General features: G+C 65.6%; 10 protein-coding genes. 5 read left to right on the top strand and 5 right to left on the bottom strand.

From position 1 onward, the window contains the following. Positions 1-275: 275 nt before the first annotated feature. Positions 276-2606 (top strand): beta-galactosidase, encoded by a 2331-nt coding sequence (locus ACFUCV_RS12425; protein WP_380816138.1) that lies wholly within the window; start codon positions 276-278, stop codon positions 2604-2606. Between the two features lie 31 nt (positions 2607-2637). On the opposite strand, the gene ACFUCV_RS12430 is transcribed toward ACFUCV_RS12425, so the two are convergent. The 4 genes from ACFUCV_RS12430 to ACFUCV_RS12445 are packed head-to-tail and all read right to left on the bottom strand — an operon-like array spanning position 2638 to position 7707. Then, positions 2638-4134, bottom strand: a complete 1497-nt coding sequence (locus ACFUCV_RS12430) for a rhamnulokinase family protein (RefSeq protein WP_380816140.1) — start codon at positions 4132-4134, stop codon at positions 2638-2640. Then, positions 4131-6182, bottom strand: a complete 2052-nt coding sequence (locus tag ACFUCV_RS12435) for a bifunctional aldolase/short-chain dehydrogenase (RefSeq protein ID WP_380816142.1) — start codon at positions 6180-6182, stop codon at positions 4131-4133. The genes ACFUCV_RS12430 and ACFUCV_RS12435 overlap by 4 nt, the downstream gene beginning before the upstream one ends. 2 nt (positions 6183-6184) lie before the next feature. Next, positions 6185-7351 carry an L-rhamnose isomerase gene (gene rhaI, locus ACFUCV_RS12440; protein ID WP_380816144.1) on the bottom strand — a complete coding sequence of 389 codons (1167 nt, stop codon included), beginning with the start codon at positions 7349-7351 and terminating at the stop codon, positions 6185-6187. After that, complete coding sequence (locus ACFUCV_RS12445; RefSeq protein WP_380816146.1) at positions 7351-7707, bottom strand: L-rhamnose mutarotase; 357 nt, start codon at positions 7705-7707, stop codon at positions 7351-7353. Before ACFUCV_RS12445 ends, rhaI begins: the two co-directional genes overlap by 1 nt. 119 nt (positions 7708-7826) lie before the next feature. Between ACFUCV_RS12445 and ACFUCV_RS12450 the strand changes: the two genes are divergently transcribed. After that, positions 7827-8834, top strand: coding sequence for a LacI family DNA-binding transcriptional regulator (locus tag ACFUCV_RS12450; protein WP_380816148.1), 1008 nt, complete (start codon positions 7827-7829; stop codon positions 8832-8834). A 177-nt stretch (positions 8835-9011) separates the two neighbouring features. Beyond that, positions 9012-11537, top strand: a complete 2526-nt coding sequence (locus ACFUCV_RS12455) for a rhamnogalacturonan lyase (protein WP_380816150.1) — start codon at positions 9012-9014, stop codon at positions 11535-11537. A gap of 135 nt (positions 11538-11672) precedes the next feature. Here the strand turns inward: ACFUCV_RS12455 and ACFUCV_RS12460 are convergent, their stop codons facing one another. Further along, positions 11673-12326, bottom strand: coding sequence for a rhamnogalacturonan acetylesterase (locus ACFUCV_RS12460; protein WP_380816152.1), 654 nt, complete (start codon positions 12324-12326; stop codon positions 11673-11675). 301 nt (positions 12327-12627) lie between these two features. Between ACFUCV_RS12460 and ACFUCV_RS12465 the strand changes: the two genes are divergently transcribed. Together ACFUCV_RS12465 and ACFUCV_RS12470 are read left to right on the top strand one after the other, a co-directional pair. Further along, positions 12628-14631, top strand: a complete 2004-nt coding sequence (locus tag ACFUCV_RS12465) for a DUF6807 family protein (RefSeq protein ID WP_380816154.1) — start codon at positions 12628-12630, stop codon at positions 14629-14631. Positions 14632-14714: 83 nt separating this feature from the next. After that, positions 14715-16796, top strand: a complete 2082-nt coding sequence (locus tag ACFUCV_RS12470; RefSeq protein ID WP_380816156.1) for a beta-galactosidase — start codon at positions 14715-14717, stop codon at positions 16794-16796. Positions 16797-16851: the final 55 nt, after the last annotated feature.

Below are 16851 nucleotides of genomic sequence, written 5' to 3' on the forward strand. Positions count from 1 at the left end.
AAGGATCTGCGGGTCAGGTCAGGGGCTGGCAAGGCAAAACTTGTATCGATTCATAAATTATTTGCCAAAAAACCCAAAAGATCCGGGCAGCAATTGTCTGCCCGCCAGCACCTGAAGACAGGCGGCCGCTGCAGGCGGCGGACCCTTGGGGCATAATGTGGGGTGGCCCACATCTGAATCGATACAACCATGTTTGGGGAGTGTTCACAAGGACTTTCCCGCCCCGCCTGATATATGACGGAAAACGCTTACTCACCCTGCTGCAAAGGAATTCCATGCTTTACGCCACTGTCCACCAGCCCCCAACTCCCGTGAACGGCCAGCTCCGCATGGCTTCGCGCGGAGTCAGCGCCAACAGCCAGCACCTCATCCGCGACGGCGCACCCTGGTTCCCGGTCATGGGTGAATACCATTTCAGCCGTCAGGATGCCGGGGCGTGGCGGACCGGACTCGAACGCATGAAGCAGGGCGGCATCACAGTGGTGTCGAGCTATGTTTTTTGGCACCATCACGAGGAACAACAGGGCACCTTCACCTGGAGCGGGAACCGCAACCTCCGCGCCTTTGTGCAGTTGTGCGCGGAGCTGGATTTGGACGTGGTGGCGCGTCTGGGGCCGTGGGCGCACGGCGAGGCCCGCAACGGCGGCTTTCCCGACTGGCTCCAGTCACTGCCCATCCGCCACCGCAGCAATGACCCCCGCTATATGGCGCAGGTGCGGCCCTTCTTTGCCCAAATTGCCGACCAGCTCAGGGGTCTGTTCCACGGCGACGGCGGCCCCATTGTTGCCGTGCAGCTGGAGAACGAGTTGTATGACCAACCGGATCACATCCTCAGTCTGAAGAAAATGGCCCAGGAGCTGGGCATGGACGCGCCCTTGTGGACCGCGACCGCCTGGGGCGGGGCGCAACTGCCCGACGGTGAGGTGCTGCCGCTGTACGGCGGGTACCCGGAGGCGTTTTGGGAGGATGCCCACCCCGGGTGGGCGCGCGGCAGCCGGAAGCATTACTTCTTCAGCCACATCCGCGACGACCATTCCATTGGGGCGGACCTGCGCCCCATGGCTGTGGCCGGGGCGGAAACAAACGGCGTTCCGGCACCGTTTGCCACCTGCGAGCTCGGCGGTGGCATGCCGTCGGCCTACCACCGCCGGCCCATCATTCCCGCAGCGGATGTCTCCGCACTGGCCCTGGCCAAAATCGGCAGCGGCTCCACCTGGCAGGGTTACTACATGTTCCACGGGGCCTCCCAGGGCCGGGGCGCGCTTTCGAGCCTGCAGGAGTCCCAGGCCACCGGCTATCCCAACGATCTGCCCGTGGTCAGCTACGACTTCCAGGCTCCCTTGGGCGAACACGGCCAGCTGCGGGAGTCCTACCACCGGCTGCGGGCACAGCATTTGTTCCTTGCCGAGGTGGGTGGCGAGCTGGCCCGGATGCCCATGACGGCGCCGGATACCGTCCCGGCAACCCTGGACGACTCCGACACACTCCGTTGGGCTGTGCGCAGCGACGGCCACGCCGGGTTCCTCTTCGTCAACAACCACCAGCCGGCCAGCGATGGCCTCGCGGCCAAGAGCGGTGTCCAGTTCCAGCTCACCCTGGCCGACGGCGGTCAGCTCACCGTGCCGCGGCAGCCGACCACAATTGCGGCCGGCGCCCATTTCGTGTGGCCGTTCATGCTGCCTCTGGGCGGCGGCGCCACGCTGCTGAGCACCACGGCGCAGTTGCTCACCAGCCTGCCGGTGGGGCAGCGGAAGTGTTTTGTGTTTTCCCGCACCGAGGGCGTGGCCACCGGGTTTGAAATTGTCCTGGATCCGGACGACGGCGGCCCCGGCCAAACGTTGCACCTGGCGGTTCCCGAAAGCCCGGATCCCGTGGAGCTGTCCGTCACGGACGGCGTGTGCATTCTGGTCGTTGACGGGCCCTGCGCCCTGCGCCTGTGGAAAGCGGAGTTTGCCGGAGCAACGCGCATCATCCTGGCGGACTCACTGGTGGCCTCGGACGGGACACTGCGGCTGGACATCACCGCACCCGGGCAGGAAATTGGCATTTATCCCGCGGTGGAGCGTGTGACGGCACTGCCGGGTCCACACCCGGGCTCCGTGCACAAGCTCGGCCGCCGCGGGCCCTTGAGCATGTTTGCCGTTCAAGCCCCCGCCGAGCCCCTCGCCACGGTGCTGCCGGTCCAGCTCCGGCAGGCCGCGGCCGGACCGGCACCGGTACGCACCGGCGGAAGCCAAGGCCGGGCCGCAGCGCCCCTGGACGGCGACTACGCACTGGCGGCACATTTCCAGCTCACCTTCACTGCCGGGCACTTCCGGGCGGGCATGCAAAATCTCCTGCGCATTGCCTGGACCGGAGACGCGGCAAGGGCGCTGCTGAACGGGCGGCTGCTCTCGGACAACTACTGGAACGGGCTGCCCTGGGACATTGACCTCACCGGGCACCACGAGGAACTCCTGCGCCACGGACTGACCATCCAGGCGTTCCCCTTCAACCCCGAGGCACCCATTTTCGTGGACGAGGCCATCCGGCCCGGGCACGGCAGCCTTGAGATGCACGATGTGCGCATCCTGCACCAGGGCTGCATCACCCTGGCCGGGTCCTGAGGCCCTGCTGCGCCGCCAGGGCCCCCGTCCGTCAGGACCTGCGCATCAACAACCGGGGAAGGTATTTGGTCCCGGTGTGGCTGGCGGCAACGGTTGCCCGCAGTTCCGCCAGCGCCTCAGGCGCCGCCCCGGCCGCGCGCGCCTGGATGAGCACATTGCCCAGCGCCGTGGCTTCCACGGGCCCTGCCACCACGGGCAGGCCCGTGGCGTTGGCGGTGAGCTGGCACAGCAGCCCGTTTTGGGACCCGCCGCCCACAATGTGGATGACGTCCACGGTTTTGCCGGAGAGCCGGGCCGCCTGTTCGACGGTGGTGGCATAGGACGCGGCAAGGCTGTCCAGAATACAGCGCACCACGGCGGCCGGCGGGGACTCCAGCGTCCCCCCGGCGGCACGCACGGCGGCCCGGATGCGTTCGGGCATGTTTCCGGGGGCAATGAAGTCCTCGGAATCCACATCGACCAGCGGCCCCCCGGCCGGTTCGGCAGCCGCGGCGGCGAGCAGTTCAGCCAGGGATGGGACAGCCCGGTTGGCGCCGGACACCCGGGCAACGCCGTCGTGCGCTTCCTGTTGCCAGGAACGGATTGATTCGCTGAGCAGCCACAGCCCACCCACGTTGCGCAGGTAACGGATGGTGCCGTCCACGCCGCGCTCATTGGTGAAGTTCGCCGCCCGGCTGGCCTCGGACAGGACCGGGGCTTGTAGTTCCACGCCCACCAACGACCAGGTGCCGGAGGAAATGTAGGCAAAGTTGGGGCTGGCTGCGGGAACCGCCGCCACGGCCGAGGCGGTGTCATGGGAGCCCACGGCCACCACCGGGGTGGTTGCCGGCAGTCCGGTCCGCGCGGCAATCTCCGGCAGCAGCGTGCCAATGGCTTCCCCGGGCTCGATGAGCGGCGGGAAGAGCGTGTCCGGCAGGCCCAGGGCGGCCATGAAACCGCTGGCCCACTCCCCCGCCACGGCACCGTACAGACCCGTGGTGGAGGCATTGGTGGATTCGGCGCGGCGGGCACCGGTGAGTTTGAAGGCGATGAGGTCGGGCATCAGCAGGGCCTGCCGCCCGGCCAGGTCACGGCCGGCGGCCTGCTCGGCGGCCAATTGGAAGATCGTGTTGAACGGCAGGTGCTGCAGACCCGTGGCTGCATACAGCTCCCTGGGGGACAGCATGCCGTGGACACGCTTTACCTGCCCGGCGCCGCGGGCATCCCGGTAGCTGAAGGGCAGCCCCTCAAGCGCGCCGGCGGCATCCACCAGGCCGTAGTCCACGGCCCAGGTGTCAATGCCAATGCTGAGGATGGGGCTGCCCACCGCGGCGGCGTGTGCCGCCGCCGCGGTGAGGCCCTGCAAAACCTGCTCGAAGAGTTCCGGCAGATCCCAGTGCAGGCTGGTGCCCGCCTCCGTGACCACTTCCGTGACGCCATTGGGGAAGCGGTGCACCACCTGCAGCTCCGCCGCGCCATCCATCAGGCTGCCGACAATCACCCGGCCGGAGGAAGCCCCAATGTCGACGGCGGCGAACAATGCGCTCATCGCAGGAAGGCCGCTGCCACACCGGCATCAACGGGGATGTGCAGACCGGTGGTGTGGGACAGTTCGGCGCTGGTCAGCACCGCTGCGGCATTGGCCACATTCTCCGGCAGCACCTCACGCTTGAGCAGCGTCCGCTGGGCATAGTATTCACCCAGTTTTTCCTCATCCACCCCGTACACGGCGGCGCGCTTGGCACCCCAACCGCCGGCGAAGATGCCGGAGCCGCGGACCACGCCGTCGGGGTTGATGCCGTTGACCCGGATGCCGTATTCGCCCAACTCGGCCGCGAGCAGGCGCACCTGGTGCGCCTGGTCGGCCTTCGTGGCCGAATAGGCAATGTTGTTGGGTCCGGCAAAGACGGAGTTCTTGGAGGAGATGTAAATGATGTCTCCGCCCATGTCCTGTTCAATGAGGACCTTCGCGGCGGCCTTGGACACCAGGAACGATCCCTTGGCCATGACGTTGTGCTGCAGGTCCCAGTCCTTCCCGGACGTTTCCAGCAGCGGCTTCGAAATGGAGAGGCCGGCGTTGTTGACCACCAAATCCAAGCCGCCAAAGGCCAGCACTGCCGCGTCCACGGCTGCACCCACGGCAGCTTCATCGGTGACGTCGGCCTGGATGCCAATGGCCACATCGGGCCCGCCCAGTTCCAGGGCAACGCCCTGGGCGGCCTCCAGGTTCAAATCCGCAATGACAATGCAGGCACCCTCGGCGGCCAGGCGGGTGGCAATGGCTTTGCCAATGCCCGACGCCGCACCGGTCACCAGGGCGATCCGGGTGGCATGCGATTTCGGCTTGGGCAGACGGGCCAGCTTGGCCTCCTCCAAAGCCCAGTACTCAATGCGGAACTTCTCCACCTCATCAATCGGGGCATAGGTGGAGAGCGCTTCGGCACCACGCATGACGTTGATGGCGTTGAGGTAGAACTCACCGGCAACCCGTGCTGTCTGCTTGGTGGCCCCGTAGGAGAACATGCCCACGCCGGGCACCAGCACAATGGCTGGATCGGCGCCGCGCATGGCGGGCGAGCCCGGGACCGCGTTGCGCTCGTAGTAGGCGGCGTAGTCCGTGCGGTACTCGGCGTGGAGTTCCTTCAGGCGTGCGATGGAGTCCTCCACCGAGGCGTCCGCCGGCAGGTCCAGGATCAACGGCTTGACCTTGGTGCGCAGGAAGTGGTCGGGGCAGCTGGTGCCCAGTGCGCCCAGGCGCGGGTGTTCGGCGCCGGCGAGGAATTCCAGCACGGCGGCGTCGTCGTTGAAGTGGCCCACGGCGGCCTTGTCGGTGGAGGCGAGCCCGCGGATGGTCGGGGCCAGGGCAGCGGCCTTCGCGCAGCGCTCCTCTTCGGCCAGCGCGCCGTAGCCGGGCAGTGCCGCACCGAACGGGTCCTTGCGGCCGTTGGCCAAGATGAACGCCTCTGCGGTTTCAATGATCCACAGCGAGTTGGCTTCCGCTTCTTCGCTGGTGGCGCCCCATGCGGTGATGCCGTGGCCACCCAGGATGGTGCCGATCGCGTCGGGGTTGTTGTCCTTGATCGCGGCAATGTCCAGACCCAGCTGGAAGCCGGGGCGGCGCCAGGGCACCCAGGCAACCTTGTCGCCGAAAATCTTGGCCGTCAATTCCTCGCCGTCGGCCGCCGTGGCGATGGCGATGCCGGAATCCGGATGCAGGTGGTCCACGTGGGCTGCATCGACGAGGCCGTGCATGGCCGTGTCGATTGACGGCGCAGCACCGCCCTTCCCGTGCAGGCAGTAGTCGAAGGCGGCAACCATTTCGTCTTCGCGTTCAACGCCCGGGTACGTGTTGACCAGGGCGCGCATGCGGTCCAGGCGCAGCACGGCCAGGCCTGATTCCTTCAGGGTGCCAAGGTCCCCGCCGGAGCCCTTGACCCACAGAAGCTCCACGTCTTCGCCCGTGACAGGGTCGGTGGCGGTGCCCTTGGCGGAGGTGTTGCCGCCGGCGTAGTTGGTGTTGCGCTTGTCCGCACCCAAACGGTTGGAGCGGGTGATTAGATCCGCCACAGCATTGCTCGTGCTTGTAGTTCCGCCCATGTCTATGCGCCCCATCCGGCCTGGGTTCCGCCCACGCGCTCGTCATTGATTTGTTTTTGGTAGCCGCTGGCGGAAAAGGCGGCCAGCGGGTCCGCGGGCAGGCCGCGGGATTCGCGCCAGTCGGCCAGGGCCGGGCGCACGTCGGTGTAGAAGGCGTGGGAGAAGATGTCGTTCGCGCCGAGGACGTCGCCGGCGTTCTGCGCTTCGGTCAGGGCCACCCGGTCCACCAGCAGCGCCCGGGCAGTCATTTCCTGCACGTTCAACACGGAGCGGATCTGGCCGGGAATCTTCTCTTCCAGGTTATGGCACTGGTCCAGCATGAGGGCCACGCCGGAGTCGGCGCCCAGGCCGTCACCGCGGATGACCTCGTACATGATGCGGAACAGCTGGTAGGGATCGGCTGCTCCCACAATCAAGTCGTCGTCGGCGTAGAAGCGCGAGTTGAAATCAAAGGACCCCAGCTTGCCCAGGCGCAGCAGCTGCGCCACGATGAACTCAATGTTGGTGCCCGGTGCGTGGTGGCCGGTATCGAGGCAGACCAAGGCCCTCTCACCCAGGGCCAGCGTCTGGGCGTAGGAGGTCCCCCAGTCCGGGACGTCCATGTGGTAGAACGCCGGTTCAAAGAACTTGTACTCAAGCACCATGCGCTGGTTCTGTCCCAGGCGGGCGTAAATTTCCTGCAGGGATTCGGCCAAACGGTCCTGACGTCCCCGCATGTCGCCCTGGCCCGGGTAGTTGGTGCCGTCGGCGAGCCAGATCTTCAAATCACGCGAGCCCGTGGCGTCCATGACGTCGATGCATTCAAAGTGGTGGTCGATCGCCTGACGGCGCACTGCCGCATCCACATGGGTCAATGAGCCGAACTTGTAAACGTCATCCTGGAAGGTGTTGGAGTTGATGGTGCCCAGGCCCACTCCCAGGTCCTTGGCGTAGGCATTGAGCGCGTCGTAATCCTCGACCTTGTCCCACGGGATGTGCAGTGACACCAAGGGCGCCAATCCTGTCAGCTTGTGCACCTGGGCGGCATCGGCGATCTTCTCCTGCACGGTCCGCGGTGTTCCCGGCGTGCCGAAGACCTTAAAGCGGGTGCCCGAATTGCCATAGGCCCAGGAGGGGACCTCAATGGCCAAGTCGTCCAAGCGGCCAAGGGCCGCTGCCAAATCCGTCATTACATTGTTCCTTTGTCTTGATCACCGGCAGCGGCCAGCTGCTCTTCCAGGTTGAAAACTTCTTCCATCACAATGAATCCCTGATCCGGGGTGCCCTCGGAGGCCGGGAAGTGCTTGGACATTTCCGCCTGCCAGCGGGCATTGACCTCCGTCAGCGCCATGCGCGCCCTCGCCGCGTCGAGGTCATCGCACTGGACAATGCCAATCAGCAGCCCGTCATTGCCCAGGTGCAGGGTGTAGTCATTCCATCCGGCGCTTTTGAGGGCCCGCAGCATTTCCGGCCATACCTGGGCGTGGGCCAGCCTGTAGGCGGGCAGGTGCTCGGGATCCACTGTGGAGCGAAAACAAACACGCATGACAACCTCTAGCTCTTGAAACGATTCATTATTACGATTCAAAGTACACTTGCAAGCGAAACAATGTCAACCACGGTCCGCAGGGAACTTATTGGGAGCGCACCGGGACGGAGGGATTCATGCGGGCAGCAAGCATCAAGGACGTCGCGAACCATGCGGGCGTGGCCGTGGGGACGGTCTCCAACGTCCTGAATTACCCCGACCGGGTGGCACCAAAGACCCGCAGCCGCGTCATGGATTCCATTTCCGAGCTGGGGTTCGTCCGCAATGACGTTGCCCGCCAGCTTCGTGCCGGCCAGTCCCGCACAATTGGCCTCATTGTGCTGGATATTGGCAACCCCTTTTTCTCCTCGGTTTCACGTGCCGCCGAAGATGCCGCGGCGGAAACCGGAAACGCCGTGGTCCTGGGAAACAGCGGCCATGATTCCCGGCGGGAAATGCACTACATTGACTTGTTTGAGGAGCAGCGCGTCCAAGGTTTGCTCATTTCCCCCGTGGAGGACATTGCCACCCGGCTCAAGTCGCTGGCCGACCGCGGCACGAAGGTGGTGCTCGTGGACAACCCCGCCCTGGAGGGCACCTTCAGCTCCGTCTCGGTGGACGATGTCTCGGGTGGATACTTGGCCACCCGGCACCTGCTGGACATTGGCCGGCGCAGAATCGCCTTCGTCGCCGGCCCCCAGCAGTTCCATCAGATCACCCACCGCCTCGCCGGGGCCAGGCGTGCCGTTGCGGAAGTCCCCGAAGCAACCCTGGAAGTCATCCAGGCCAGCGACCTGACGGTGCTGGCCGGCCGCGGCGTTGGCGACTCCCTGGTTCGCCGCGGGGAAGGACTGCTGCCTGACGGCATGTTTTGCGCCAACGACCTGCTCGCCCTGGGCGTCATGCAGTCCATGACCATGCTGGGCCAACTGAGAATTCCAGAAGATGTGGCGCTGGTTGGCTACGATGACATTGACTTTGCCGCCTCGGCCGTGGTGCCCCTGACATCGATCAAGCAGCCCACCATGTTGATTGGACGCACAGCCATTGAACTGCTCATGGAGCAGGTCGACGACTTGGAGGCCAAGCCCCGCTCAGTGGTGTTTAAGCCTGAATTGGTGGTCCGGGCCAGCACGAAACCATAGCGTGGCGGCACTTTAGTCCATTTGGACAGCCATTTCAGCAGAGTGCCCGAAAAACTAGTGAAACGTATCAATAATCGTATGAAGCCTTGACCCCCCGTCTCGGCCCTGGCTACGCTCGGCCCAGCATGGAAAGCGTTATCCCTACGATGGGCACACTGCCCGGATATGGATTCGACGATGAATCTAAGAAAGCATCCCCTCCAGATGGCCCTGGCGGTGACGGCGTCGGCGGCCCTGGCCTTTGGCGTTGCCGCCCCCGCCACGGCCGCCCCGGCGGCGGCAGCCCGGGCCGGCACGGCCCAACTTGAGGCCCTCGACCGGGGGCTGGTGGCGGTTTCCACCGCCGAGGGGGTGTTCCTGAGTTGGCGTCTGCTCGGTTCCGAAGCCACCGGCGCCACCGCCACGGGCATGGCTGGGCCCGAATTCGCCGTGTACCGCGACGGGGTCAAATTGGCCACGGTGGCGGACAGCACCAACTTTGCCGATCCCCAGGGACTGGCCAAATCCCGCTACGAGGTGGCACCGATCGTCAACGGCGTCGAACTGGCCCACAGTGGGGCCGTCACGGCGTGGGAGAAGGGTTTCCATGACGTTCCCCTGCAAAAGCCGGCCGACGGCGTGACACCGGCCGGGGAGGCTTTCTCCTACTCGGTCAATGATGTTTCCGTCGGCGATGTGGACGGTGACGGCAGCTATGAATACATGGTCAAATGGGACCCCTCCAATGCCAAGGACGTCTCCCAGCCGGGCTACACGGGCACGGTCTTTTTGGACACGTACAAGCTCGATGGCACCCTGCTGAACCGGATCGATCTGGGGGTGAACATCCGGGCAGGTGCACACTACACGCAGTTCATGGTCTACGACTTTGACGGTGACGGGCGCTCCGAAACCATTCTCAAGACCGCGCCCGGCACGAAGTCCATCAGTTACGGCACGGACGGGTCCATTAAGAAGCAGGCCTTTGTGACGCTGCCCCGGGCCGACGTCAAGGCGGGCCGGACCAACAATGACGACTACCGGCTCGACGCCGCCGGCTATTACGAGCACCTGCTTGGCATGTTCCAGGGCTGGAGCGAACACCCCGAAGTGCTGGCCGGCAACTGGCCGGCCACGCTGGAGCAGGCCTTCGGCCTGCCCGTGACCCACAGCTACCCGCTCTCGCGTGAAAGCGCAGTTGAACTCGTGGACCATTTCATGGACGTCTACGCACCCGCCCGCAGCAGCCGAAACCTGCTGCGCAGCTTTACGGGCTTCATCCTGGACGGGCCGGAGTACCTGAGCGTGTTTGACAGCGCCACGGGCAAGGAACTGCAGACGGTGCCGTACGAGCCCGGACGCGGCGACGACGGCTTGATGTGGGGAGACTACGCCATGTCACGGATCGAGCCCGGCAACCGCGTGGACCGCTTCCTGGCCGGCGTCGCCTACCTCGACGGCGAACGCCCCTCCGCCGTGTTTGCCCGCGGCTACTACACCCGCACCACCATGGCCAGCTACGACTGGAACGGCAAGACACTCAAACAGCGCTGGCTCATTGACAGCGGGCACGCGCCCATGAGCAATCCCTTCAATGATTCCCCGCATGGCCGCGACGGCACGGACCCGGTGTACGGCAAGCTCACCACGCAGGGCTTCCACTCGCTCAGCGCAGCCGACGTCGACGGGGACGGCAAGCAGGAGATTGTCTACGGTTCGGCCACCATCGACGACGACGGTTCAGTGCTCTACAGCTCCGTCGACGAGCTGCCGGCGCAAAGCGCGGACCCCGGCACGCCGGCCCGGCTGGGCCATGGCGATGCCATGCACGTGGCGGACATCGATCCCGGCCGCCCCGGACTGGAAATCTTCACTGTCCACGAAGGTGGAACATACGCACCTTACGGTTCGGCACTGCGCGACGCGGCCACCGGCGAGGTGATTTTTGGCGCCTATTCCGGCAAGGACACCGGCCGCGGCATGATCGGTGACGTGCGCAGCGACGTGCCCGGCATGGAAGTCTGGTCCAGCATGCCCGGCGGGACTGAAGCCAGCGGACTGTTGAGCGCCAGCGGGAGCGTCCTGTCCCCGGCAACCCCCGGGACAAACCAGTCCATCCGGTGGTCGCCGAACCTCACCACACAGCTCCTGAGCGGCAGCGGCGACGCCACGCCGGGCATCGAGGACTGGGAGCAGGGCCGGGTCCTGACTGCTGCGGGCACACGCACCAACAACACCACCAAGGGCACGGCGGCGCTGGTGGCGGATGTCCTCGGCGACTGGCGCGAGGAGCTGCTGTTGCGCACGGCGGATTCATCTGCGCTGCGCATCTATACCGGCACCGACATCACCACCCACAAACTGCCCACGCCCATGCATGACCTCCAATACCGGGCGGAGGTGGCACGCCAGAACACCGCGTACAACCAGCCCGCCTACACCAGCTACCACCTCGCCAGCGGCATGGACTTCAGCAAGGTGCCGGTCCTGACCAAGCCGGCCACGCCGAAGGCTCCAAAGTTCGTCGACGCCGGAAAGTCGCCGCACGGCATTGTCATAGTGCCCAACGATTCCGCCTTTGACTACTACCTTGACGGCGTCAAGGCGGAAAAGGGTGCCAATAAGATCAAAGCCGCCTCGGTGACCGTGGCCGCGGTGCCAAAGCCCTATGTCGGCATTGCCCCCAATGCCCAGGCGCGCTGGAGCCACAGCTTCGGAAAATAGCGGCACAGCACACGGCGTTGCGCACCCTTCGCCGGCACCGCAAAAACGGTGGCCCACGGCCCGTACCCCAAAACCAAGCATTGGGGTACGGGCCGTGGGTGTTGGTGGCCGGAGGCCAACCGGGAGAACCGGGGCCTAGCCGAGCTGCGCAGGCTGACTGCGCAGGCCCTGCAGCGCTTCGGCCACCTTGCCCGCCACGGCGGCTGCACCCGTCCGGCTGAAATGGGTATTGTCGGCCAGCCCCTCGGGCCAGTGGGCATGTTCACCCGCGCCCAGGTGGGTGAAGTAGGCAATGGAGCCCGCCTCGCCGGCGTTGCGGTAAAGTTCCGTGGTCCACAGATTCAGATCTATCAGCGGCACCCCCCTGCGCGCTGACAGCCCACGGACGGCTTGTGCATAGTCGGCCAGGGTCGGCGTCTGCGCGCCGGCTATGAAGTTGCGCCGTTCAACGGAAGTGCACAGCACCGCCTGGGCCCCCACCGCGTGAACCTCCTCGAGCATGCGTTCAAGATTGGCCGTGTAGCCCGTTCCTGCGGCAAGGTGGGGAAGTTTTTGGTCATTATGGCCAAATTGGAGCAGCACCACATCCCCTGGGCCGGCAAGCTCCAAAAGCTGCCCCCACAGGCCCTCATCACGGAAGGACCCGGTGCTGGCCCCGCCCTTGGCCAGGTTGTGGACGGCACCCCACTGGTACACCAGGGGAGCAAGTTCCGCCCCCCAGCCGCTCATTGGATACTCATAGCTGGGGCAATGGGCGACAGTGGAGTCGCCGGCCAACAGAATTTTCACAAAGGTGCCTTTCCGGCAAGGATCGAAGGGGTGGCCCGGCACTTTCCGGGACGGGGACAGCATTCGTATTGAATCGATCCATCGTATCCACTCCACGTCTTTCGCAACACTTCAAACACGCCTGGCGACTGGACCGGCATTGACCAGCGCCGGGCGTTTTTGATACGTTTCAGTCAGGATGTGCAGCCCAGCCCACCGCCTTTCCCACCCCGCGGACAACGAGCCGGCCAGCCCCAAGACATTGCTTCACCTCCAGTCCTGAAGTGCAGGCCTGGACCCCGCACAAAAAAGGATTCCACGCATGAGCACCAGCGAACACGAAGTCAGCGGCCAGGACCCTGCCGGCGCAGCGGCAGCGCCGCCCCGCGTCGCACTGGTGGGCGTGCACGGCTTTGGGGCCCACCATCTGGTGAATTTGGACCGCCTGGAGGCAGCCGGAGCATTGACATTGGTGGCCGTGGCCGACCCGAACCCGCCGGCACAGGGCCGCCTGGCCCAAGGCGTCCGGGTCTTCCATGACCTGGCCGAACTGCTGGACGCCGGGACGGCCCCCGATGTCATCATCATTGCAACCCCCATCCAGACCCACGCCGCCCTGGGCCTGCTGGCATTGGCTGCCGGCGCCGATGTGTATCTGGAAAAACCAACAGCTGCCTCGATGGAACAATTTCAGCAATTGCGCGCTGCCGCGGCCCACGCGGGAAAATCGGTGCAGATCGGGTTCCAGTCCCTGGGCTCGCTGGCGCTGCCGGCCCTGGCCCGGGCCATCGGATCGGGGGCGGTCGGAAGCGTTCAAAGCATCTCCGCGACGGGCACCTGGGTGCGCGACAAGGCTTATTACCAGCGTTCCCGCTGGGCCGGCAAACGCACCATCAACGGCGTCGACGTGGTGGACGGGGTGACCACCAACCCCCTGGCCCATGCGGTGGCCACGGCCCTGCACATTGCCGGAATCCGATCCGCCGACGCCATTGAAACAGTGGAAACGGACCTGTACCGCGCCCATGACATTGAAGGTGATGACACGTCAACCGTGCGCATCACGCCCACGGAGGGCCCGCGCGTCGTCAGCGCACTGACGGTGTGCGCGCAGGTGGAATCCGATCCCTTCGTGACAATCCACGGCACCAGGGGCCAGGCAAAATTCCACTACACCCAGGACATTTTGGAAATCACAACTGCCGGTGGCACCACCAGGGAAACCTTCGCCCGCACCGACCTGCTGGAAAACCTGCTGGCACACCGCAGCAATGGCACCCCCCTGCTCAGTTCGCTTGAGAACAGCGGGGCCTTCATGCGCGTGCTGGAAGCGGTACGCACCGCCGAGGACCCCTTGCCCATTGCCGCCGAACACCTGCAGTGGATTGGGGAGGGGCCCTGCGCCCACCCCGTCATCCGGGACATCGGCTTGTGGATTGAACGTGCGACGGCGGCCGGGGCCACCTTCAGCGAACTGGGCGCACCCTGGGCCAGGCCGAATCCCGCCATTGGCCACCTGACGGTAAACGGTGCGCAGGTGGCGCATGAAATCAGCGGGGAAAAAGTGGCTGCCCAATTTTCCCCACGCCCTTATCTGCACCCCGTCGCGACCCTGGGCGGAGTGGCTGTCACGGAGGCCCTGCCCCTGGACCATCCTTGGCACCTGGGGACCGGAGTGGCCCTCCAGGACGTCAATGGTGTGAACTTTTGGGGCGGCCAGACCTATGCGCGCGGGGACGAGGCCTACGCCTGGCGCGCTGACCACGGACGCATTGCCTCGAACGGAGACGCCGCACCGGGCACCCGGGAGCTGACGTGGTTTGGCCCCGATGGAACCAGGATTCTGCACGAACGCCGCTGGTGGTCAGCTGCCGCCGCGGACGGCGGTGCTTGGACCCTGACGCTGCGGTTCACCTTGACCCCTGCCGGCAGCGTGCCCGCCAGCCTCGGCAGCCCCGGTTCCAACGGCCACGCCGGCAGCGGCTACGGCGGCTTCTTCTGGCGCCTTCCCGCCGTGTCGAACACCCACATCCGCACATCCCAGGCCAGCGGCGAAGCAGCCGTCCACGGAAGCCGCTCCCCCTGGCTGGCATTCTCCGGGGACTTTTCCGGAAAACCCGCCACCCTCGTGTTCACCGCTCCTGCAGAAGCTGCCGATCCATGGTTTGTCCGCGCAGGCGACTACCCGGCAGTGGGCTCGGCGCTGGCCTGGGATGCCGCCGTGGTACTGGCTCCAGGAGAAACACTGAGCCGCACCATCACCATCACCATTGCCGACGGCCCCGCCTCGGATGAGCAGATCAAGAATTGGACCGGCACCCGGTGACGGCCGTCGCCGGGCACCCGCTGGACCGAACATTCCTACATTCCCCCCGGGCGCCTGAACAGCGCCGCAACTAAAGGAGCTCCATGACGTCCCCGATCCCTGAGACATCCAGACCTCGTGCCACCAACACCAGCCCGCCGCTGGACACGGATACGGCGGCTAAAAAGCTGCGCACCGCCTCATTGTGGGAGGCACTGCCGGCCCTGGCCTACGGCGGGGACTACAATCCGGAACAGTGGCCCGTGGAGGTCCGCCTCGAGGACATCGAGCTCATGCGGCAAGCCGGAGTCAATGCCCTCAGCGTCGGCATCTTTTCCTGGGCCTGGCTTGAGCCCGCCGAGGGGCAGTATGACTTCGCCTGGCTGGATGACGTCATGGACAACCTCGCCGCAGCCGGCATCAAGGTGGCCCTCGCCACTGCCACGGCGGCACCACCGGCGTGGCTGGTGCACAAGCACCCGGAAATTTTGCCGGTCGCAGCCGACGGAACCGTGCTGGGGCCGGGATCGCGGCGCCACTACTCGCCGTCGTCAGCCATCTTCCGCCGGTACGCCGCCACGATGACCCGGGTCCTGGCCGAACGGTACAAGGACCACCCGGCGCTGGTGCTGTGGCATGTGGACAACGAACTGGGCTGCCATGTAGGCGAGTTCCACGGCCCGGAGGACACCGCAGCGTTCCGCGCCTGGTTGGAGCGGCGATACGGCAGCATTGCGGCCCTCAACGAGGCGTGGGGCACGGCGTTCTGGTCCCAGCGTTACGGCAACTTTGCAGAAATCCGCACACCCGGGCCCGCCCCGACCACGCTGAACCCCACCCAGCAGCTGGACTTTGCCCGCTTCAACTCCTGGGCCCTGATTGATTTTTACGACATGCTGGTGGAGGTCATCCGCGAGGTCACCCCGGAGATTCCCGCCACCACGAACTTCATGGTCAGCAGCGCCACCAAGTCCCTGGACTACTTTGACTGGGCCCGGCATGTGGATGTGGTCGCCAACGACCACTACCTGGTGGCGTCCGACACCGAACGGCACATTGAACTGGCCTTCAGCGCGGACTTGACGCGCGGCGTTGCCGGCGGCAAACCGTGGATGCTCATGGAGCACTCCACCTCCGCCGTGAACTGGCAGCCGCGGAACATGACCAAAGCGCCGGGGGAAATGCAGCGCAACTCGCTGGCCCATGTGGCCCGCGGTGCCGACGCCATCATGTTTTTCCAATGGCGCCAGAGCAAGGCAGGTTCGGAGAAGTTCCACTCGGCCATGGTGCCGCACGGCGGGACGAACACCCGCATCTGGAACGAAGTGGTGGACTTGGGCGCCGCACTGGGTGCGTTGTCCCCTGTGCAGGGTTCGCGGGTTGAGTCCCGCACCGCCATCGTCTTTGACTACGAGGCCTGGTGGGCCAGCGAATTGGACTCCCACCCGAGCACGGATGTGAAGTACCTTGAGCTGCTGCGGGCCTTCCACCGGGCGTTGTTCCTGCGCGGCATCACCGCCGATTTCGTCCACCCCTCGGCGAACCTGGATGGCTATGACCTGGTGCTGGTCTGCACCCTGTATTGCGTGAACGACGACGCCGCCGCCAACATTGCCGCCGCCGCCACCTGCGGGGCAACCGTGTTGATCAGCTACTTCAGCGGCATTGTTGATGAGAACGACGCCGTGCGGCTGGGCGGCTACCCCGGCGCCTTCCGCGAACTGCTGGGCATCTCCACGGAGGAATTCCACCCGCTGCCCGAGCATGAAACCGTGGAACTGGACAACGGTTCCACGGGCCGGATTTGGAGCGAGCATGTCCACCTGGCCGGCGCCGAAGCAGTGGCTTCCTTCACCGGGTATCCGCTCACGGGGGTGCCCGCCATCACCAGGCACGCCACGGGCAAAGGCTCCGCCTGGTACCTGGCCACCTTCCCGGATCCTGCCGGACTGGAGGGGCTCCTGGACTCCCTGCTGGCCGAGTCGGCCGTTGCGGCACCGGTGCAGGCGGATTCCGGGGTGGAGCTGACACGTCGCCAGGGCGCCGACGGGGCCAGCTACCTGTTCGCCATCAACCACGCTGACAGCGAGGCCAACGTCCAGGCCAAGGGACACGAACTCATCAGCGGCAAAGCCTTTGAGGGAACCATTCCGGCCGGGTCCGTCGCCGTCATCGCGGAAGGCTGAGCGGGACAAAAGCCAAGGGGCCCTCCGGCCTGCAGGAAGTTCTGCAGGCCGGAGG

Origin of the sequence: Specibacter sp. NPDC057265 (assembly GCF_042668835.1) — a bacterium.
Lineage (GTDB): Bacteria > Actinomycetota > Actinomycetes > Actinomycetales > Micrococcaceae > Specibacter.